Raw genomic sequence first — 20,327 nt, forward strand, 5'->3', positions numbered from 1 at the left:
GACAGAACCCCGGCTTGAAAGATGATAGAGCCGTGTGAGAACTGATCAATGTTTTTCCATAGTAGTTTTACCATTCTTAGTCTGTGACTTTAGCTAGGCTACAAAAGCTAAACCTAATGTCTCACATAATCTCGACTATATTTATTAAGTTACGTTACCTTTGTTATACCACTCTTTTAACTTTTCTAAGTCAATATATTCTACTTCTTCAGATTCGTCTTTCTTATAGAAACTTTTTGCAAATATTACTATTTTATTTACATTCAGATTTAACCTCTCCAACTTTCCCTTCAAATCATATAGTACTTTAGTGCCATTAACTTTCTCACTCCACTTACATTCTCCAGCTAACTTCAAGTCCTTATCTAGAATATCAATTTCAACGTCCTTATACCAATGTCTGCCTACTTTATTTAACCTATACCTCTCCTTTAAGTACTGGACAGCAACTTCCTCAAATATCCTCCCTAGATACTCATTATATTCCCTTTCACTTATTTCAAATATACCCTCCTCTATTTCACTAAGATTGGGATATGTGAACCTAAACCAGAAGTTTACGAACTTATCCTTAATAATATATTTACCCTTCTTGGACTTTTTACTCTCCAGGACAGGAACCTCTCTCTCAATTATCCCTATTCTCTCTAACTTCTTTAGGTAAGAAGACACTTCTCCTCCAACCCCGACGAAATCCCTAATCTCCCCTAAACTATTTTTCCCCATAGCAATAGCCAATAATATCTCCTTATAGGTAGAGATCTCCTGAAATTCGTACCTTAGCAGAAAGTCTACTTCGTCCTTAATAAACGAATCTACTTTTTTAAGTTCAGTATTTATCCAATCTAGAAACGGGGTTTTTACTTTAGTGAGGTAATAAGGAACTCCTCCTGCAAAACCGAAAATTTTAATTGCCTCATTTAGATCAAATCCGAGTCTTCTCAATTCCTTAAATTTCAATTCATTGACCAGCATAGAAGCTGTCCTCCTTCCGTAAAGAGGACTCTTATAGGACAGTATATCGCTCATTGTGGAGATAGATGAACCTAAAAGGATAATCTTCGTTTTAGTACCAGCGAGCACCTCATCTATTATTTTTTGAAAGATTGAAGAAATAGCCTTATCCTCCCGGATTAAATATGGAAATTCGTCAATTACTACTACCTTGTCCCTTAGGGCGAAAAACATAGATTCCCAATCTTCTTTGACGAATTTTATGTTAGGGAAAACCCTTTCAGCGGTCTGTTTGAACTTTGCTAAATTATTTCTACCTTCAGTAGCAAGGTAATATACTGATGGGTACCCTTTAATTGCTTCAAGAACCAATGACGTCTTACCTATCCTCCTCCTGCCATAAATTAAAATTAGCTCCAGTTTATCTGAGTTAAGTCTTTCTCTGATTGCCTCTAATTCTCTCTCCCTATCTATAAATATCATATCTGAGAATATGATATTTACAAATATGAACTTTTCGTAGTATACACCATATGTAAATGATATAAGAAAGGCGACCCTAAGTTTACAGGAGAAGAAAATAGTAAGTCTTAATCTAAGCTATCTCAGGGAAACTCAATATAAGTTCAATAAGAAAATTGACTTACCTTTAGGTATACTCAGCCACATAGAAGTCTTCCAATTTAAACTACCAAGGAATTCAGTTAAGTCATAACATTAATAGAATACAAATAATCAGTTTTGTAGACGCGCCGCGGGGTGGACTCGGACCACCGACCACCGGGTGTCCGTAAGGATTTAACAGCCCGGCGCTCTGCCAACTGAGCTACCGCGGCATGTCTATATTGATTAAACCAGCCATAAAAAATTTTCGACGAGAGTGTGTTTAATATATTTTAATTAAATACGATAGAGTTTTCAGATATAAAGCGTTGAGACAACAAAGCTATAAAAACCATATCTCAAACTTTAGCTTATGCCACTTATAGCGCTTACTCCATCTGGAGAAATTGCTATAAAGTCGTCTCGCTCCAGAAGGAGATTCGAGAGAATATTAATAAAAAACATTGGGAAAGTTATTAGAGTTAAATCATATAAATTGGACCAAGGCATAATAATTCTAAATACAGATGATGATTACTCTAAATTATCAAAAGTCTTCGGAATATCTAAATATTTTGAAGTTTACGAATTTAGTTTTTCCTCGATCCAAGACATAGTGAACTTCGTAAAGGACAGGTTTAATCAGACAGTTAAAGGAAAAAAATTCGCTGTGAAAGTTAAACGAGTTGGTAACCACAGCTTTAACAGTATGGATGTAGCCAGAGAAATTGGCAATGCTCTATATCCCTATAGCCTTGGAGTTGACCTAGAAAATCCCGATGTCAAGATTAACCTAATATTAAGACAAGATTATGGTTACGTCTACACGACTGAAAATGATGGACCTAGGGGATTTCCAGTGGGTTCAACAGGAAAAACAGTTGTCCTATTTAGTGGTGGCTTCGATTCCCCCGTAGCTACATGGATGCTTATGAAGAGAGGAGTTAGACCAATATTACTTAACTTTGAATTAGGTGGAAAAGTTCAAAGAGATTTAGTTCTAAAGGAGGTTGACGTTCTAAAGCAATGGAGCAGTAATAACGACATAAATGTATACTTCATTAACGGACTCGACGTCACGTCAAAACTTGTAAATGCAGAACCTAGTCTAAGGATATTACTCCTGAAAAGAATAATGTACAATACGGCAAGAGTTTTGGCTAACAAGTTAAGGGCTTACTCCATAACTACAGGTGAATCTCTGTCACAAGTCTCTTCTCAGACAATGATTAACCTATACGTTACGGAGTACGATATAGATCTACCTGTTTTCAGACCCTTAATAGGATTCGACAAAGAAGAAATAATCCAAATGTCACGTAAAATAGGCACCTTTGAATACTCCTCAAAATTACCTGAGTATTGTGTAATCTCAAATAAATCTATCGTAAAGTCCCAGTTAGATAAGGTATTAGAAGAAGAGAGGAAAATTGAGATAAATTACGAGGAACTTATAAAGAAAGCAGAATTAGTTAGGATTTGAGGTTTACAACTTTTAAAATTGAATAAGATTTAGAAGAAGAGAGGAAAAATACAAAAATACATTCTATTATGTGTATTTACTAACTAGTGACTTTAGAAATATACTCCAACAAGACCTTCCGGGACTCCTCCATCGATGAGTAAACAACAGGAGGTTTTTTGAAGTAATAACCGGAAACCTCTGGTATTGAACCACCAACCCTACTCTCCTTTAACATTTTAGCTATTCTAATTAAGTCCACTAAAGGAGCTACTGCGTTTGGTGCGTCTTGTGATTTCAATGAGACATCAATTCTCACAGGAATTCCAAATGAATACAAACCCTCAACTACAATGTAACTCACTCTTCTATCTCCTAAAAATTCAACATAGTCAGTTGTTCCGGCAACAACTTCAGCACCATCAATATGCTTAGATATGAAATTACTCTTTATACCTTTCTTTAAGTCTTTTCTCCAATCTTCCAATGTAACGAGAACCTCAGTGTTTCCTGCGATATCAACCTGATATGTTCTGAGAACCTGGACCCCCTTGCTCTTTAAAAACTCTATTAGCCCTGTATGAAGTGATGTACCTCCTATTTGGCTCAACAGGTCGTCTCCAAATATTGGTATCCCCTTCTCCTTATATGCACTAGAGAATTGATTTACTAAACTTGTGGGAGTTGCATTGATAAATGCTGATCCGGCTTTTAATGCCTCCTCGGCATAATATTCACTTGCCTTTACGACTCCAGTTGGTAGTAAATTTATAACAACGTCTACTTTTTCGTCCTTTAATACCTGTGATATGTCACTCTCTTTCTCATCCGATAATTCAATAATCCTCTCTAATATTCCTTCTAAACTGTCTAAAACAACTCCCTTCTTTACAACAACATCACCTCTAACGTCTACGTATTTAGGAACTACATTTGGCTTTTGAAATATAGCTTCCCTAAGTTTATACCCAACTTTTCTCTTGTCTATGTCAAAAGCAGCTACAACTTCAATTTCATCAGGTTTATAGGGTAAACTAGTGAGGCAACCTTGAATTTTTTCACCTTGCTTAACCATCTCTAGGGCTTGAACTAAAGCACTAGCTACGTTGCCGACTCCTAAAATTGCTGTCCTTATCATTTCATACCAACACTCCAAATATTAATGGAGAGATTATACCTAATGCTATACTTAAAACTGCTGCTACGATTACACTGTCTCTCTCTGGGGAATCAACCTTTTTGAATTGTCCCTCTCTAAATATCTCCCTTATGGGCGGAATATAATATCCTGCGGATATCGCACTGTTTATGAACCCTATAATTGTCAGCCAAGGCTGAGAAAATGATGATTCAAGGACAAATAATTTTGCCCAGAATCCCAATATGGGTGGAATACCCAGTAAGCTTAGAAGCAAAATAGTCATTGAAAAGGCTAAAACTCTATCCCCGCTACTCATTCCTCTAAAACTCTCAAAATAACTACTGCCCGTTATTTTCTCCACATGGCTCAGTGAAACGAATAGTCCTGCCTGAGCGATTGAATAGGATAAAAGATAGACCATTAAACCGGATATAGCTATATTCATGTTTACAGGCAACATTGCTATTCCAATTACCATAAAACCTACCTGCGTTATACTACTGTAGGCTAAAATTTGAGCGAAGTCCTTTCTTGAAAACGCAGATATATTACCGAAAATTAAGCTAAGCACAGAAATTATGGAGAAGAGGATAACAACAGTGAGATATATTACCTGGGAAGAAGAGTTATCCTGTATCAAATAGTATAGAATTACTAATAATGGCTCTATTCCTACTATCTTACCTACACTTGATACGAAACCCACAGAGAACCTGTCTGCCAACGAATATACTTCTGGTAACCATCCTTGAAAAGGAAATGCGCCTATCTTAAAGAGAAAAGCTATAGAGAAGAATATTATTGATAGGACAATTAATGGTTGATATGATATAACTGGATCAAGGTATAATGTATTTCCAGCCGTCACAAAAAATGCTAGACCAATAATCATTAGGGAACTTGACAGTAGACCCATTACCAAATACTTGACACCAGCCTCAACAGACTGGTAATCTTTCTTTAACATTGCTATAACATAAGTTGCTGCAGAAGCAATAGCCCAAGAAGCGAAAATCACCAGAACGTTATAAGCAAAGGCTAAATAGATAACACCTATGTTAGTCAACAAAGATAAAGACAGAAATGATGTCCCTGTCTCCCAGTTTTTCAAATCATTACTACTTCCCAACACTACAAGAATAGTAGCAATCAATGAGGAGATTGCAATAAAGTAGCCAAATTTTGTTAGATATAGCGCGTTATTGAATACTCCGTAGTTATAGTAGCCCAGAGAGAAAAATAGTGTAAAGGAGAGAAATGAAATTAACAAACCTATAACTGCAGTATACACAGCAGTACTGAACCTTTTCTCCATATATAGTATTGCAATTGAGGGAATTACAAGAAATACTGAAGGAATAATTATGGGTAGATACTCACTCAACATTTCACATCACCATAACCACAAGAAGAACTATAACTATTAAAACTACGAAACCTGCTATGTAAAGCCCCACATAGTCCCTCAATACACCTGTATTTGTTTTACTTACAAGAACACCTCCAGCACCAACTAGGCTTCTTGGCAACTTAACATTAAGAGACATATCGACTAGACCATATTCGAACTTATTGTAAACACCTTGAGCGAATCTATAGCCTGAGTTACCTAACACGTCTAACGCAGGATTAATAAACCATCCATAATACAGAAAATCTACTAAAGGCTTTGCCACTCTACTGAAGTCAACTCCTCTCATGTAAATTACAAATGCTAAAATAAAGCCTAAAACTGCAGCAAGCAAAGAGGGCAGATCAAATCCACTGTAGATCAGCCCTAGATTTCCAAAGAATGGCTGTAGGAAGAAGTAATAAAGGACACCTAAGACTATAGATGCCAAGGCTAATATGGAAGCGGCAGTAACCATAGTTAGACCTATATGACCTTCTTCATGAACATCCTCTCCCTTACCCCACAAAAACGTTTTTACTATGTATCTAACTATGTAGAATCCTCCTAAGAATTCAACTAAGATATAAAGATATATTAGCCCAGCATCACTAACTAGGTCGCCTATGGCATTATGAGCCCAGAAGCCCACTAAGGGAGGTATACTGGCTAAATTCAGTGCTCCTATTAATTGTAAAATAAAGATGGAAGGCAATCTCTTGTAAAGAGACCTGAACACTCCAGTATATCTGTTCTCTGTGAAGTGTATTACGCTACCTGCATTCATAAATAGCAATGCCTTGTAGGTTCCATGGGCTAACATCTGAACTAGTCCAACTAGTATTCCAGCAGTTAAGTAAACTGAGTTGTTGAAGACAGAAGCAAGAAAGGCACCTGTTGAAGAAGATAGTATCATTAAGGATATCTGATCTGCTGTGGAGTAGGCTAAAATCACCTTTTGTTCATTCGATGCTAGAGCATTGGTGCTAGTGTAAATCGCAGTAAATAGTGAAACACCCATCATAATAGCTGATAAAAGTGTTGTTTGGGGACTGGGGTACACAAGGAAAGGATACAGGAAGAACGTTAATATGGCTCCTAAGTTTACCATTGTGGCTGCGTGTATAAGGGCACTAACTGGAGTAGGACCTGTCATAGCTGTTAGAAGCCATTGAGTTAAGGGGAATTGAGCACTCTTTCCTATTCCTCCTATCATTATGAAGAAAAGTATAAGCCAAGCATAAGGTAAGGCGTACACGAGAGGTATAACTCTAAACACTCCATCAAATAATGCCATATTTCCAAAGTAAGGATTACCCAGAGAAGTTAAGAATAATAAGTAGCCTAGACCTATTGCTAAGCCAACATCAGCAAGTCTGGTGAATATCATGGCTCTTATTCCACTGTTAGTGGGCGTAGACAAATACTCTATACCAAATATACGTCTTCCAAAGTCGCCTACAACATTTCTCTCATTATCGTCTAACCAGTAACTGATTAATCCATAAGATGCCAGACTCGTGCCTTCCCAACCTGCTAAGAATAACAGTAAATTGTTTGAGTAAACAACTGAAAGCATAGATGTGACGAAGAACCCAAAGAAACCCCAATATCTCCTTAGCACATGATCCTCCTTCATGTATCCTATACTATATAGAGCTATAAAGAATGATAGACCTGAAACAAAGACACCTAGAATAGCCTGAAGTAATGAAGAGCTAAATGAGAAGTAACTAAATGTAGTGTAGGTTTCACTAGGGTAAAACAGGGGAGCGTGTATTGACCTTATTAGATTTAGGACAGCTAAAATCAAAGATATACCTATTAAACCTACTACAATACCACCCCTAACATCTTGATTTAAGCTTTTGGGAGTTACTAGCGCAATTAATGAGCCTATAGCAGGAAGGAACGCCAAAATAAAGAAATAATATGATGAAGATGCTAATACACTCCCTATCCCATAGAAATTATTCAGTGAATGTACAAGTAATTGAGGGAAAAAGAAGAAGACTACACTACAAAATGCCAATATCGCCATAGGAATAGTGTACTCTATAGCTGAATCCATGTTGACTTTAAACTCTTTGATACCACTGTAAACTTTCTTGAAAAGATAACCACCATACCCTGAGGATATGCCAATGGCTATCATCAATAATGCAACTAACAAGACTAACCAGCCTAAACTAATTGTGCCTGCTAGCTGACCAACTGACAGTAAGAGAAGTATCTCACTTACTAAACCTACAGATGGCGGTAAGCCTAAGATGTTTAAGAGACCTATAAATGAGAGCCCTGTATGTGCAGGTGAAATGAGATATAAGCCTCCTAATTTGTCTATATTTCTCTCTTCTAGTTCAGTTATTGCTGCTCCCGCACTGGCGAAAAGTATTGCCTTTCCAAAGCCATGAGATACATAAATCAAAATGGAAGCGATAACACCTAACGGTAAAGACAGAACGCTACTTTTTAAACCTACAAAGAAACCAACAGATGCGCCGAGTAACATATATCCCATTTGAGAGACACTAGAGTAAGCCAAAAACCTCTTGAAGTCTTTCTGAGCCATGGCATTTAATCCGCCATATATCATTGTAATTACAGCCCATCCAATGAAGATTGGCGCCAACCAGCTGAGTGAGGGGAATAGATAGAAGTAAATCATAACGGTAAATATACCTAAGCCTACCATGTTTGGACTCAGTAAAATGGAGATAGGAGTAGGAGCTTCACCGTGGGCATAAGGCAACCATATGTTGAATCCAGCTATAGCTCCTTTAACTAACATACCAATAACTCCGATAACGAAAATTAGCAACGAGTAATTGATTACGGAGTAATTGTTTAGTACACCATATGATGAATAAATATCCATAGTACCTGTGGTCAAACCTAGAACAACAATAGAAGTCAAAGTGAGTATTGTTCCTACATGGGTCCATATGAAATACATCAGGCTTATTCTTCTCCTGTCTCCATAACCATACAACAGGATCAATAGGAATGAGGTTATTAGAGCTATTTCAAGGAATATATACAACTCTAGCAAGTTAATAGAAACTACAACGTAAAGCATTGAAATAGCAAAGAGAGAGTATAGGCCGTAATAAAGACCCCAGTTCTCCTTACCCATTTCATGGAACTTCTTCTGCATGTATCTTTGGGAATAATAGGCAGTCACTAGAGTCACTATTAGTATTGTTATCACGAAGCCAAGGTTGAGATCATTCACTGTGAACCCGAAGTTTCCTATGTTATTCTGAATGAATACCGAGTAGTATAAACCATATGATAGACCAAAATATATGTTTACACCTATTGATATTATAGACAGGATTCCTGCAAGGACTTTCTTATTGAAGAAGAAAGAAATTACCGCAATAAGAATAGAAAGAATGAAGATTATAAGGGGGGTGATCATTTTTACTCCACCTCGAGAGAACCTTTATTCTTGTAATAGAGGAAGATCGCAGCGAATGCAACCACTATTTCCACTAAAGCCATTCCAATCGCAAAAAGGGAAAAATAAATTGGTAAATAGACTTGATTAGTTAATGAGGATACGGAAAAAACAATTAAGATTGAGGCATTTACAAGTATTTCTGATGACAGAAATATTCTTACTATATTTTTACTATTTAGAAAACCATAAACTGAAATACCGATTAGAACTACTGAAACCATTAAACCAATATAACCGAACTCCATTACTTACCACCTCTAGCTAAAGACAAGGCTTCAATAAGTGTAGTTGCAAGAGCTATAACTAAAATTAGAATCGGGAACCAATAGTCTGAGAGAAGTGTGTTAGCGAATGTACTTAGAGTAAACACTTGAGCTTGTAAAGGTGTAGGTGTGTTTTCTACAAAGGTTAGGATAAATGCAAAGAAGACAACCAATGCAGTTATGAAACCTAATATACTAGCCCAAGCAACTCTCCTTTCCTTTACTTCTAAACCTCTAAATACAACTAACGACACTGAAAGGAAAACTATTGCTGAGCCTACATAAAGTATCAGGTGAAGAGCTGAGTAAAATGAATAGGCTATTGGATTAAGTAACGCTATAATAACTGCTACCGATACTCCTAGCAGTCCCAAAGCTACAGCTGAATAGAACACATTCTTCTGTCTAACAATTAGTAATGAAGACGCTATTGCGAAGACTGAAAAAAGTAATAGAAATGCCAGCTGAAAATCACTCGTCAGGGACATATTTTATACCCTTATTCTCATCTATTATAGGTTTAACTCTTCTAACTACCTTTTCTGCTGGTGGTTCATCATAAGCCTGGTCAAATTTGTCTGGTCTGAATACCAGATCTCTCCTATTTGTGAATATGGTGTCATGAACCCTAGTCTCCCTTAAAGCGTCTACAGGACATACATCCACACAGAAACCACAGAAGACACACCTACCATAGTTAATTACTGGTAACTTCTTTCCTGCTTCAGTAGTCATTTTCATTGCGTCTGCAGGACATATAAGAGCACACAGAGTACAACCAATACATATATCCTTGTAGAGCCTTATCATTCCCCTATATCCAGTTGGAAGGCTTATAGCCTCCTCAGGATACTTTAAGGTAATCCTTTGTGGTCTAACAGCATACTTTAATCCAGTGCCTACTGCTTGTAAATGGTCTACAAATGCCTTTAATGGATTATCTTTTTTATATTCTTTCACCTGATCCATAAATAACCACCTACTATACCTAAAATTAAGGATGCAAATGCGATTGGGAGAATATATTTCCAAGATATCTTAAGAGCCTGATCTATCCTGTATCTTCCATAAACACTCCTCAAAAATACCGAGAACCAAAGTACTATTATTGATTTTATGGAAACCATGAGAGCACCTAGCAGACCTCCAAATGGTAACCAACCGTTTAGGAATAAGTTAGAGAAGATATATGAGAGAGCAAAGGTCTCTATATAACTTCCTCCCATTGATAATATGAAGAGAAAACCACTATATTCTGTGGCAGGACCTATAACTAACTCACTCTCAGCCTCTACAATCTCAAACGGAAACCTACCTGTTCCCATGATCATGCCGATAAAGAACACAAATGCAGCTAGTGGGTTAGCTATAGCGCCAGGAATTCCCGTCTCAACAACTTTAGCCATATCCAAAGTGTGGTACTCAATAGCTATTGCCACAACAGATATAACAATTAACACATCATAGGAGACAGAAAGTAAAGCTTCTCTAACTGCTCCAACTATTGCAAACCTATTATTTGTAACCCAAGCCTGTAAAAGTATGAAGACTGGGACTATGGCTAGGATACCTAAAGCTAAAATCATGTTATAGTTTACAAAGAATCCCACGAAAACTCCCTTTCCTATTGAAGGATCATAGAATGCATGGAAGTAAGAGGATAGAATTGAGCCTGATGCAGGTATTGCAGAGAATGGTATAACAGCCAATGGTAATATTGAAAATACTAGAACAGCTATTGGGACTAGACCAAACAATACCGCGTTCACATCTCTGGGCACTATAATCTCTGAGAATGCTAGTCTTATTGCATCAGCAACCAATTGTAAGATACCACCAACTCTTTTAGATACATATAGTGGACCAACTCTCATCTGCACAATTGCAGCAATCTTCCTCTCAAACCAAATGGTGAGTAGTAAAATTATCACCGTAAATATCAATCCTGGGAATATTATAACTCCAAAAAATGAAGGGTAAAAGAAATAATATTGGAGAGCTTGTAACAGACTCATTACCTATCAGCCTCCGGAGGGAAGTAGTCTAAACTACCATAAATCGCAACTAAATCGGCGTATCTAGCTCCTTTGCACAACTCTTTGAAAACATAGATAAGCCTGTATGAAGGTGTAATCATCCTAAGCCTATAGGGCTTGGGAGAGCCATCACTTATGATATAGTAAGCTAATTCACCTCTTCCAGCTTCGACTCTACTAATTGCCTCACCCTTAGGAGGTCTAAAAGAGGCGTAATAACCTGGAAATACCACTCTTCTCTGACCCTCCCACCATTTCTTAAGTCTAACAGGTGGAATTTGCTTAAAGAATCTATCGCTTAAAATGTTACCATCAGGTATCTGCTTAATAACCTGCTCTAATATCCTCATACTCTGCTCCATTTCTTCGAACCTAACCAATGTCCTAGCATATGCATCTCCCTCCTTATACATTGGTATTTCAAAATCCACCTTATCATATGCGCCATAAGGCTCAATCTTCCTGACATCATAGTATACTCCAGACGCTCTCAAGTTTGGTCCCACTGCTCCCCATTTTATCGCATTCTCCTTGCTCATCACACCGACATTCTCTAATCTAGCCCTAATATTAGGGTTGTTCACGAGAATCTTGTACCAGTCCTGTATTTTCTTCCTCTGATACACTATTGCCTTCTCTATCATTTCCTTTATAGCAGGGGTGAGATCTCTTCTCACACCACCAGGTATTATGTAAGAGTTTGTTACCCTAGCACCTGTAATAGCCTGGAGAATTTCAACCCATACCTCTCTATCTCCAAATCCCCACATGAAACCTGTTGAATGACCTAAGAATATTGCCAATATACCCATGCCGTAGAGGTGGCTAGCAATTCTATTCACTTCTGCTACCAAAGTCCTTAAATACTGTGCCCTCTCTGGAACGTCTACGTTTAATATTTTCTCAACAGCCATTATATATCCTAGATTCATATGTATAGAATCCAGTATGGCAGGTCTCTCTATCAAAGGTATAAGGTGCATGTAGTTTCTGACTTCACTTAGCTTTTCCACAGACCTGTGGACATATCCCACATCTAAGTCAACATCTTCAATTATATCACCATTAAGTTTCACGTAAATCCTCATATGTCCGGATCCAGGATGCTGAGGTCCAACATTTAACTCTCCTTCTACAGGGATGATTTCTACTCCAAAAGATGGTTCAAGCTGGCTTGTCAACAAAGACACCCTCCTGTTTTAATTTATAACTCTTCCTCAAGGGATATACACCTTCGAAATCTTCGTCTAAAAACATTCTCCGTAATTCAGGATGACCCTCAAACACTATGCCTAACATCTCATATGTTTCTCTCTCTCCAGTCCAAACACTCTCCCATACCTTGAAGAGAGATGGAAATACAGGATCCTTATAACTTGTCTTCTCTCTCAAGGCTACAATAACCTTTGCCAATGCCAGATCTGAATAGGACGAAATATGGTATACCACTTCAAATTCCTCTGTCTCAGGATAATCTATACCTGTTACAGCCTTCACATGGTCAAATCCTATCTGCTTAAGATAATTTGCGATCTCCAATATCTGTGACTTATCAACTATAATTGTAGCCCTGTTTGTCCCTTCCACCTTTCCATTTACCTTGAACTTAGAATTCAGGTCTTGTATGATCTTTGCAAGATTATCATTAGGAGCACTCATCCCATTCACCTCCTCACTATCCAGTACTGAATTACGTTAATCTGCTTTATAGCATAGTACAAGACAGGGTAAAGTAATGCTATAGAGACTAATGCTATGATCAGAAGATTAGTGAAAAGTGTTGTTGAGGTATAATAATATGCTTGAGCTAATGAAAATAATATAACAACTATTGGCTCAATAGATGTGTAAATGAGAAGATAGCCATAGTATTGTAGGGGGAACCATAGTCTACCCTCACCAAATGGTATATTTCCCGCCTCGAATCTGCTGACCTTCACAGGATTATATTGTCCCTGTAATGCAATATACAGTATTCTGTAAGTCCCATACCCTACTACGAATAATAATACTGATGGAAGTCCAAATGCTAGAATTGCTTGAGTGAGAGCCATAAGTAGTATTCATAACACTATCCTAAAATAGTTTCCTAATGATAATTAGAATGGAAAAATTGGAATATTCTGCGGTGAAAATGACAATTTATTTACGGATTCTATTGAACAGGATATAAATTACTAGACGGGGATGCTGATATAGTTTCAATCCAAAAGACTAATAAACTAAAACTATGCACGATTAATGTTTATTACAAAAAATAGTTTAATAAAAAAAGCATAATAAAACTGTTTAGTATTATTTGCCCATGACTACCCCATCTTCACTAACAAGTATACTTCTTGCATTCTTCACACATTTTGGTATACCCTCTCTTGTTACTCCCTCTATGCACCTCTGAGAGATGAAAACAGTGTTGTCTATATCGTCTAAGGTAATGGGGTTCTCCCTTATGAAGTTCTCATGTATTATACAGTTTGGTCCAGCGTATTTGAAGAGCCTAGGGTGCACTCTCTTAACCTCATCTAGCATCTTCCATGCTATGGCTCTGATCTCCCACTGTGCCCTAGAGCACAGCCTTAACCCAAAGAAGTTGTATAACTCCCTTGCATTCATTGTGACCACAATGTTAGTGTTCACTCCATTGGGCAACACATACCTAGCGTCTTCTTCTGGCACACCTTTCTCTAGGAGTTGATAAAAGTAGTTATAAGCGTCTTGATAAGCCTTGTCCACTACTTCTTTCCCCCTCTTCTCTATGCTGGGCGGAGTGATGGGCTTATAGTACTTGTCCACAGGCTTAGCAAAACGGTGAGACATCTGAGTGTAAGAGGCAATTCTATGCCTAACTAGTTGATGGGAAGCAACACGTGATATACCCTCAATAGAGAATGTATATACACTGTGCTCCAGCACTGACCAATACCCGTGTGTAATGGAGTCTCTAATCCACGTCTCGATTTCGTCATCAGTCATCTCCTTCTCGTGGTAGTCCCAGCCCTTCCTTGACCTACTCATCTTAGCTGCTATCGCTACAATCCTCTCTCCGTCTTTTGAATATGACACAAGCTTAATTTTCATTTAATATATAATTGTACTTACAAAATAAAATGGCTTTGATGTTTTGATGGGGGAACCATGTAAAGAGATTCAGCTATCAGTATTATAAGTAAATATTTAAAAAATCACTCTATAATTTTAACCTAAAACGTTACTCATCTTTTCCACCAGTCTCGTAAATAAAGCGGCATTCTTCTCTGCGTCTTTTTCTGTCTGATCGAGAACTTTCTTTATCTCCTCATCGTTAACCTTAGATAGCCTCTGCTTATATACAACTATCTTATTAAGCTCGTCTTCAAGAGAGTCTAGAATCACTTTCATTACATCTTTATCTACTTTACTGGTGCTAGAAGCTTTTTCCTTAAAACACGTATAATGAACTACTGCCTTGTTTGACATAAAGGTAAATAGTTCGTCCCAATAGATTGGCTTTCCACATAATCCACAGTTCCACTTGGTCTGAGGTCTGCTCATAATGGAACTTTCTCCCAGAGTAATAAAAGTTTTACCAAAAACTCAAATCCAATAATCTATTTGACGCATATACGACCACGAATTATAATAACTAACTTATCGAGGATAGCAGGCTCTCGAAGGGAACACATGAAGGACATAAAAATTTTGAAGATAGATGTAACGGCTTGGTTTAGAACATAGGTTACTGGATTTAGAGTTAGAGTAGAAGGGTTAAAATTAACGGATCTTAATTAAAGATAAATTGTGAACTTCCTGACCTAAAAATCCTGATATTTCTGTCGTAAAAAAGGAGGGTAGAAATATTGCCACTGGAGAAGCTTACAAAGCATTAAACAATTAAGATGTTAGAGAGTGCCAAAGATATTTACATTAGTTTAGTAAGATTAAGGAGTTGTATACTTTACAATGTACTCAAGGGTATGGTTAGAAAACTAGAATTTGACTCAGATTTAACTAGATAATATAATGTAATGTTGTGTATAGAATCGTAAATTTTTATTTTATCCACTGTCGCATCTTCACATAGCTATTCAGATAGAACGAAAAGACATTAAAGTAAGACGGACATTAAGGTACTTATGATACAAAAGAATATGATTAACGATGCCAAATTTTATGATAAACTTATCGCATTCTTCTTTGAGACTGAAAACTGTACAAACTGTGAGGATTTATATAATAAAATTTTGAAATTGACAATCTCTCAGAAATATTATTTTTTAAGGGCGAATGCCAATGAATACCTCTTTTACACAGTTAGATTTAGCAGGGGAGTTGTACCCTCAATAGGTATAATAAATACAAGTGGTGAACTCATAGGTATTATAGAGTCAGAGAACATTGACTACATACAAGCTAAGTTAAGAGAGATCTATGACAACAGAAACAAAATAAAGGGATTCAAAATAGATAAAATTACCACAACAAGAGAAATAAACACTGCTGATTTCTATGAGGTTGTCAACTACGCATTAGACGGCGGTCAGTTAGACTTTAGAGGAGCACAGTTTCTAAGGTTTTACGCTAAAATCCACAAAGAGTATGAGAAAGTGCTTGAAAGAGCCTTACCATTAGACCCATTTGCAGAGTATGTTTTAACTGGAAAGAAACCTGATGTAGAGCATTACTACACATCAACTTTAGCAATATCAACAATACTAGGTCTATTCAACGACGATGTGATATCAAAGCTCCTTGAGAGAATAAACAGTGACGGGAGTGTTTACAGAAGTATAAGAAAAGAGGTAAATGGGCTACTTATAGATCAGGCATTAGTAGGACAAGCTCTACTGAGAGTATATAAGAAGACTTGGGATCAAAAGTACCTTGACTTGGCTATGAAAGTTTACACTTACATCAAAGACAATCTGAAAGGCGATTTAGGATTTAGAGACATAAAACCATTGGACGAGGTAACCAAAGAGGAATTCTATGAACCAATATCCAATTCAGAAACAGCAATATTTCTCTCTCAGCTGTGGTCAGTGAACAATGATGAAACTTACCTCTTAGAGGCAAAAAAGGCTATGGAGGCAAGTTATACAATAGGCGGAAATGACATTAGAGTAATTCCAAGAGTTGCCATAGCTTATTTGAAGATTAATGAGTTAATAAAGAGCAGAGAGGAGATCAAGGATGACATTAGAGTTGAGGTTATGAAGGAGATAAGTTGCGAGGATAAGGATGCTGTAGTATATAAGGGAAAGTGCGTGAAAATTGATGAAGTACAGAGTGAACTATAAGTAGTGCGAGTTCTCAGTGGGTACAGACGACTCTGCTGATTAGAGCCTATAACTTCACGTAAATTTTCTTAGTAAATCTAGACAGATGCTTTGCTAGTCCTCCTTCGCACACTACTCTTAGTGCCTTTATCTTGTCCACAGCGATCACTTTTCCGATATAGTCAAATCCGTATTTCTTCAGGGTAATAGGGGCGTAGACAGATGATATACCACTTAAGATGAGATGATCAGTTGATATGGAGGCTAAAATCTTCTCAATATTTCCCGCTACAAGAGCTGAACCGAATATTACAGTACTATCACATGTCTCTGAGGTAAATGACGAGAAGGGCTTCACTGTAACATTATCAAAGGATCTCTGGGGAGGATTCCAGAAGTCATATATAGTTACGGATACAAACCTATTTGTAACTGTTCCTGGCGAGTAGCCAAACACACAGAGCTTATTCCCTTCTAATACATCTATAGGATCACCATTCTCATAGCCTTCAATATTTCCCACACTGTTCAGTATTGCAACAGACACTGACCTCTCTATAGGTGAGTTCTTTAAGCTTTCAACTAAGCTTACTGCGTCGTTACCAAAAACCTCACCACAGAGCGAGTTTTCACCTTCAGTAATAGTGTGGGAAATTCCTAAAGAACCATCACTTAGCATAACTGAAGTGTAAGCCACACCAATGCAATTATTTACAACTTTCTTACCTTTTAATGAATGCCTTAACTCATCAATCATTTCATCTAATAGCATCATTAAATATTTAGATAGGGGAAATTAAAATTAAAGTGAATGAAGACGTTCCACCCGAGCGAGTGATGAGCGAAACGGTTAATACTGATGATGATGTGGGAAGAGCCAGATTAAGATGAAGACCTCTCCTATTCTGATGATGACGCCGAGCACTAACGATTAGGTGAGTTCAGGACCACAGCTGAAAGTATATTTGCTCTTCACCAGACTATCATCTAAATGACAAGGCTAAAATCGTTTTTAATATTTAATTTCAATTTAGGATAGTTATATCGTTTAATTGAAAAGACAGTTTTTAAATCTAAAGTGGTAAATTAACAAATATGAGTATGAAAAAGATAGTATCAGATAGGGTAAGAAGAGGAACACTAAGGCTTTTAGTTTTAAGTTCATTAGCTGAAAAACCCATGTACCTATACGAGATCATAAAGAGTATAGAGACTAAGGCAGAAGGATTTTACAGACCTAGTACTGGCTCAATTTATCCTGTACTCAGGAGTCTAGCAAGGGATGGATACATAATAATACAAGAGAGGGACGGTAAAAAGATATACAGCCTCACAGATAAAGGAGTAAAAAAAGTTGAGGAAATTAAGATAGAGATCGAGTCCCTCTTTACAAGAGATCCTCTGAAGAGGAGAGTTATTGATCTACTATTCAATATTGGACTAACTGTGCATATCAACAGGAAAAAGATTGATGATAAAGTTTTAAACCAACTTATTACTGATCTCGAGAAATGCATGGCTTTAGTGGAAGAGGCTATAAAAAGTAAAGGAGAGAAAACAGTTACCCAGGTTTGAAATCTAGTTGTTCAAGAAGTCCAGTAGCTTTAGGCTTTTCTCTACTACTTTCATAGGATCATTATCTATTACGAAAATTCCTGGCTCTTTGCCGAAATCACCCAGATCAACAATGTAATTAGGTATCCTCTTTAGCGTATTAAAAGCCAATTCAACCATATAGTTCATTGTTTTCCTCTCCTTCGTCTTCTGTTCTGCAGGTTCCTCTCTCCTGCTAAAAATGAAAACCTGATCATTAGGTAAATTATCCACAATCTCTCTGTAGTATTTCAGGTTTATGGCACTCCTCTTCTCGCTATCGTACTTCATAGACGTTAATATCACTCTTGCTATATGGTCAGAGGCACCAAAGGATGGAGGTAAACAATAGATTACCCTGTTAAATGCCACTGTAAGTCTTCCAGGAATAGCTGCCACATCGCTTATGTCCTTAGCATTTGAAAGTGAATAACCCAAATTAGTCTTAACCTCTGGTATTAATAGGTAAGATTTCTCATTAGATGCAAACTTGTCTACTGCTTCTTTCAACTTAACTAAGATCTCGTCTCTTTCATCCATAAGTATAGTTTACTATCATAACCTATATTGTTTTTCAATTAGAAAGTAAAGTGATAAGAGTCTTACTCGCAGAAATTAAAACGAGCATTTTACCTGACAGAAATGATTTACGACCTAAAATATGCGACTTGAGAAAAATCACAAAAAATAAAAAAAGTAATACGTAAAAAAATAATATCTTTTTAACTTATCTTCCTATAAACCAAAACTATTGCAACTATTGCAACTATCAAGCCTATTATACCAGCTATGATACCGCCGTACACTAATGGTGTTAAACTATTTACTTTACTCTGTAGGCTGTTTAACTGACCACTCAAATTGGTTATACTACTATTTAAGCTACTGATCTTACCTTGTAATGCATTTAACTGACTACTTAATGAACTAGCAGTACCACTCAAGGAGCTTATAGTTGAATTTAGTGAGGCTAAGGTGTTCTGCAAACTGGTGATCCTTTGCGATAATGAGCTTAGAGAGCTGTTAAGAGTTGATATCTGAGTCTGTAAGTTGTTTACCGTCTTCTCTAGGTTAGTTATATTTTGCACTAAACTACTTATCTCCTTATTCACCAAAGCCTGGAGGTTCTGGTTAGCTTGTACACTCATTAAATACTTTGTAGATAATGTTTGACCGGAAGAAGTTGTATAGTTGGCAACAATCAAGAGCTGGAACACATAGTTCTGAACAGACTCTGTTGGAGGCATAATTGTTATATTATACATACCGGCATACTTACCAGAGGTAATTACTGAGGCTTTCACTGTTTGTGTTCCATTAGGATAGTACACCTGAGCTGAGACTGGAGCAGTTGTAACTCGCTGACCTGCAAAGGATACCTGAGCTAATATATACGCTGGGAGACCTTGATATACCACAATACTAGATAAGGACGGACCACTGCCAATTACAGTACCATTCTGTATCACATACATTGGAGCTATAGTTACTACGGCAGGAACAAGTGTAATTGTCACACTAGCATTTTGCTGACCAGTTATACTCACTGAAGCAGTACTAGCAGCATACCCTTGAAGCGAAGCTACTAACTTAAATGTCTGGGTAACTCCTGGGAACGATAATACAGTAAAAGTAGCAACACCTTGCGAGTTAGTAGTCTGAGTAGCTACTAGAGTATTTGAACCTGAAGTCGTATTGTAGAGCTGTACTGTTGCCCCAGCTAATGGGGAGCCTTCCTGATTTACTACTGTTGCTGTTATCGTCGAGGTTAATGGCACATATTGCACATTCACAGATGCGCTCTCAGATGTTGTTCCCTGAACGGACAAGCTGACGGTATAAGTTCCTACGGTAGTAAATCCAGGAGTAGATCCGAATGTGGCAATAGTAGCCGTTAAACCTCCACTTGAGTTAGTTTGATAAACGTTGTTGTATACTACATTGCCCTTAGGGTCATATACGTATAGTGTAACTAAGGCATTAGGTTGTGACTGTATGCTAAGCACTAATTGTTGACCATATTTGTAAGTCTGGTTGGGCACTGGACTGTAAAAAGTTATTCCATTTATAGTTACAGCTGAAATTGCTATTGGAGCTAAAACTAAGCTCAATAATACAATGGGAGTTAATATAGCTAAGTTCTTATTCATACACATACACCCGA

General features: G+C 37.2%; 19 protein-coding genes and 1 tRNA gene. 3 read left to right on the forward strand and 17 right to left on the reverse strand.

Annotated elements, in window-relative coordinates; all coding sequences use genetic code 11:
- Nucleotides 1-144 precede the first annotated feature (144 nt).
- The gene (locus SACI_RS11290) at nucleotides 145-1,437 is read right to left on the reverse strand and encodes an ATP-binding protein (RefSeq protein ID WP_011279119.1); all 1,293 of its coding nucleotides are present in this window, start codon (nucleotides 1,435-1,437) and stop codon (nucleotides 145-147) included.
- Between the two features lie 267 nt (nucleotides 1,438-1,704).
- Nucleotides 1,705-1,790 (reverse strand) — tRNA-Asn (locus SACI_RS11295).
- A gap of 140 nt (nucleotides 1,791-1,930) precedes the next feature.
- Between SACI_RS11295 and SACI_RS11300 the strand changes: the two genes are divergently transcribed.
- The gene (locus tag SACI_RS11300; protein WP_011279120.1) at nucleotides 1,931-3,040 is read left to right on the forward strand and encodes a tRNA 4-thiouridine(8) synthase ThiI; all 1,110 of its coding nucleotides are present in this window, start codon (nucleotides 1,931-1,933) and stop codon (nucleotides 3,038-3,040) included.
- A 79-nt stretch (nucleotides 3,041-3,119) separates the two neighbouring features.
- Here SACI_RS11300 and SACI_RS11305 read toward each other — a convergent pair whose 3' ends face one another.
- The 12 genes from SACI_RS11305 to SACI_RS11360 form a co-directional block, all read right to left on the reverse strand.
- Entirely contained in the window at nucleotides 3,120-4,157 is a 1,038-nt protein-coding gene (locus tag SACI_RS11305) for an inositol-3-phosphate synthase (protein ID WP_011279121.1), read from the reverse strand.
- Between the two features lies 1 nt (nucleotide 4,158).
- Nucleotides 4,159-5,547 carry an NADH-quinone oxidoreductase subunit NuoN gene (gene nuoN / locus SACI_RS11310; RefSeq protein ID WP_015385803.1) on the reverse strand — a complete coding sequence of 463 codons (1,389 nt, stop codon included), beginning with the start codon at nucleotides 5,545-5,547 and terminating at the stop codon, nucleotides 4,159-4,161.
- Nucleotide 5,548: 1 nt separating this feature from the next.
- On the reverse strand, nucleotides 5,549-8,974 hold the full coding sequence (locus SACI_RS11315) for a proton-conducting transporter membrane subunit (protein ID WP_011279123.1): 3,426 nt from the start codon (nucleotides 8,972-8,974) through the stop codon (nucleotides 5,549-5,551).
- A gap of 2 nt (nucleotides 8,975-8,976) precedes the next feature.
- Nucleotides 8,977-9,261: an NADH-quinone oxidoreductase subunit NuoK gene (locus tag SACI_RS11320; RefSeq protein WP_011279124.1), complete on the reverse strand. Its 285-nt coding sequence runs from the start codon at nucleotides 9,259-9,261 to the stop codon at nucleotides 8,977-8,979.
- The gene (locus SACI_RS11325) at nucleotides 9,261-9,767 is read right to left on the reverse strand and encodes an NADH-quinone oxidoreductase subunit J family protein (protein WP_011279125.1); all 507 of its coding nucleotides are present in this window, start codon (nucleotides 9,765-9,767) and stop codon (nucleotides 9,261-9,263) included. Before SACI_RS11325 ends, SACI_RS11320 begins: the two co-directional genes overlap by 1 nt.
- Complete coding sequence (gene nuoI / locus SACI_RS11330; protein ID WP_011279126.1) at nucleotides 9,751-10,248, reverse strand: NADH-quinone oxidoreductase subunit NuoI; 498 nt, start codon at nucleotides 10,246-10,248, stop codon at nucleotides 9,751-9,753. The genes SACI_RS11325 and nuoI overlap by 17 nt, the downstream gene beginning before the upstream one ends.
- Entirely contained in the window at nucleotides 10,236-11,294 is a 1,059-nt protein-coding gene (nuoH, locus tag SACI_RS11335; RefSeq protein ID WP_011279127.1) for an NADH-quinone oxidoreductase subunit NuoH, read from the reverse strand. The genes nuoI and nuoH overlap by 13 nt, the downstream gene beginning before the upstream one ends.
- Nucleotides 11,294-12,496, reverse strand: coding sequence for an NADH-quinone oxidoreductase subunit D (locus tag SACI_RS11340; RefSeq protein ID WP_011279128.1), 1,203 nt, complete (start codon nucleotides 12,494-12,496; stop codon nucleotides 11,294-11,296). The genes nuoH and SACI_RS11340 overlap by 1 nt, the downstream gene beginning before the upstream one ends.
- Nucleotides 12,480-12,974 (reverse strand): NADH-quinone oxidoreductase subunit C, encoded by a 495-nt coding sequence (locus tag SACI_RS11345; protein ID WP_011279129.1) that lies wholly within the window; start codon nucleotides 12,972-12,974, stop codon nucleotides 12,480-12,482. The genes SACI_RS11340 and SACI_RS11345 overlap by 17 nt, the downstream gene beginning before the upstream one ends.
- A gap of 5 nt (nucleotides 12,975-12,979) precedes the next feature.
- Complete coding sequence (ndhC, locus tag SACI_RS11350) at nucleotides 12,980-13,369, reverse strand: NADH-quinone oxidoreductase subunit A (protein WP_011279130.1); 390 nt, start codon at nucleotides 13,367-13,369, stop codon at nucleotides 12,980-12,982.
- A 241-nt stretch (nucleotides 13,370-13,610) separates the two neighbouring features.
- Nucleotides 13,611-14,393 (reverse strand): FAD-dependent thymidylate synthase, encoded by a 783-nt coding sequence (gene thyX / locus SACI_RS11355; protein ID WP_011279131.1) that lies wholly within the window; start codon nucleotides 14,391-14,393, stop codon nucleotides 13,611-13,613.
- A gap of 117 nt (nucleotides 14,394-14,510) precedes the next feature.
- Nucleotides 14,511-14,846 carry a DUF2175 domain-containing protein gene (locus tag SACI_RS11360; protein WP_011279132.1) on the reverse strand — a complete coding sequence of 112 codons (336 nt, stop codon included), beginning with the start codon at nucleotides 14,844-14,846 and terminating at the stop codon, nucleotides 14,511-14,513.
- A 581-nt stretch (nucleotides 14,847-15,427) separates the two neighbouring features.
- Between SACI_RS11360 and SACI_RS11365 the strand changes: the two genes are divergently transcribed.
- On the forward strand, nucleotides 15,428-16,591 hold the full coding sequence (locus SACI_RS11365) for a hypothetical protein (protein WP_015385805.1): 1,164 nt from the start codon (nucleotides 15,428-15,430) through the stop codon (nucleotides 16,589-16,591).
- Nucleotides 16,592-16,637: 46 nt separating this feature from the next.
- Here the strand turns inward: SACI_RS11365 and SACI_RS11370 are convergent, their stop codons facing one another.
- Nucleotides 16,638-17,342, reverse strand: a complete 705-nt coding sequence (locus SACI_RS11370) for a DUF364 domain-containing protein (RefSeq protein ID WP_015385806.1) — start codon at nucleotides 17,340-17,342, stop codon at nucleotides 16,638-16,640.
- A gap of 323 nt (nucleotides 17,343-17,665) precedes the next feature.
- Between SACI_RS11370 and SACI_RS11375 the strand changes: the two genes are divergently transcribed.
- Complete coding sequence (locus SACI_RS11375; protein ID WP_011279135.1) at nucleotides 17,666-18,145, forward strand: PadR family transcriptional regulator; 480 nt, start codon at nucleotides 17,666-17,668, stop codon at nucleotides 18,143-18,145.
- Between the two features lie 3 nt (nucleotides 18,146-18,148).
- Here the strand turns inward: SACI_RS11375 and SACI_RS11380 are convergent, their stop codons facing one another.
- The gene (locus tag SACI_RS11380) at nucleotides 18,149-18,703 is read right to left on the reverse strand and encodes a thiamine-phosphate synthase family protein (protein WP_011279136.1); all 555 of its coding nucleotides are present in this window, start codon (nucleotides 18,701-18,703) and stop codon (nucleotides 18,149-18,151) included.
- Nucleotides 18,704-18,885: 182 nt separating this feature from the next.
- Nucleotides 18,886-20,313: a carboxypeptidase-like regulatory domain-containing protein gene (locus tag SACI_RS11385; RefSeq protein WP_011279137.1), complete on the reverse strand. Its 1,428-nt coding sequence runs from the start codon at nucleotides 20,311-20,313 to the stop codon at nucleotides 18,886-18,888.
- Nucleotides 20,314-20,327: the final 14 nt, after the last annotated feature.

Source organism: Sulfolobus acidocaldarius DSM 639 (genome assembly GCF_000012285.1).
Taxonomy (GTDB): domain Archaea; phylum Thermoproteota; class Thermoprotei_A; order Sulfolobales; family Sulfolobaceae; genus Sulfolobus; species Sulfolobus acidocaldarius.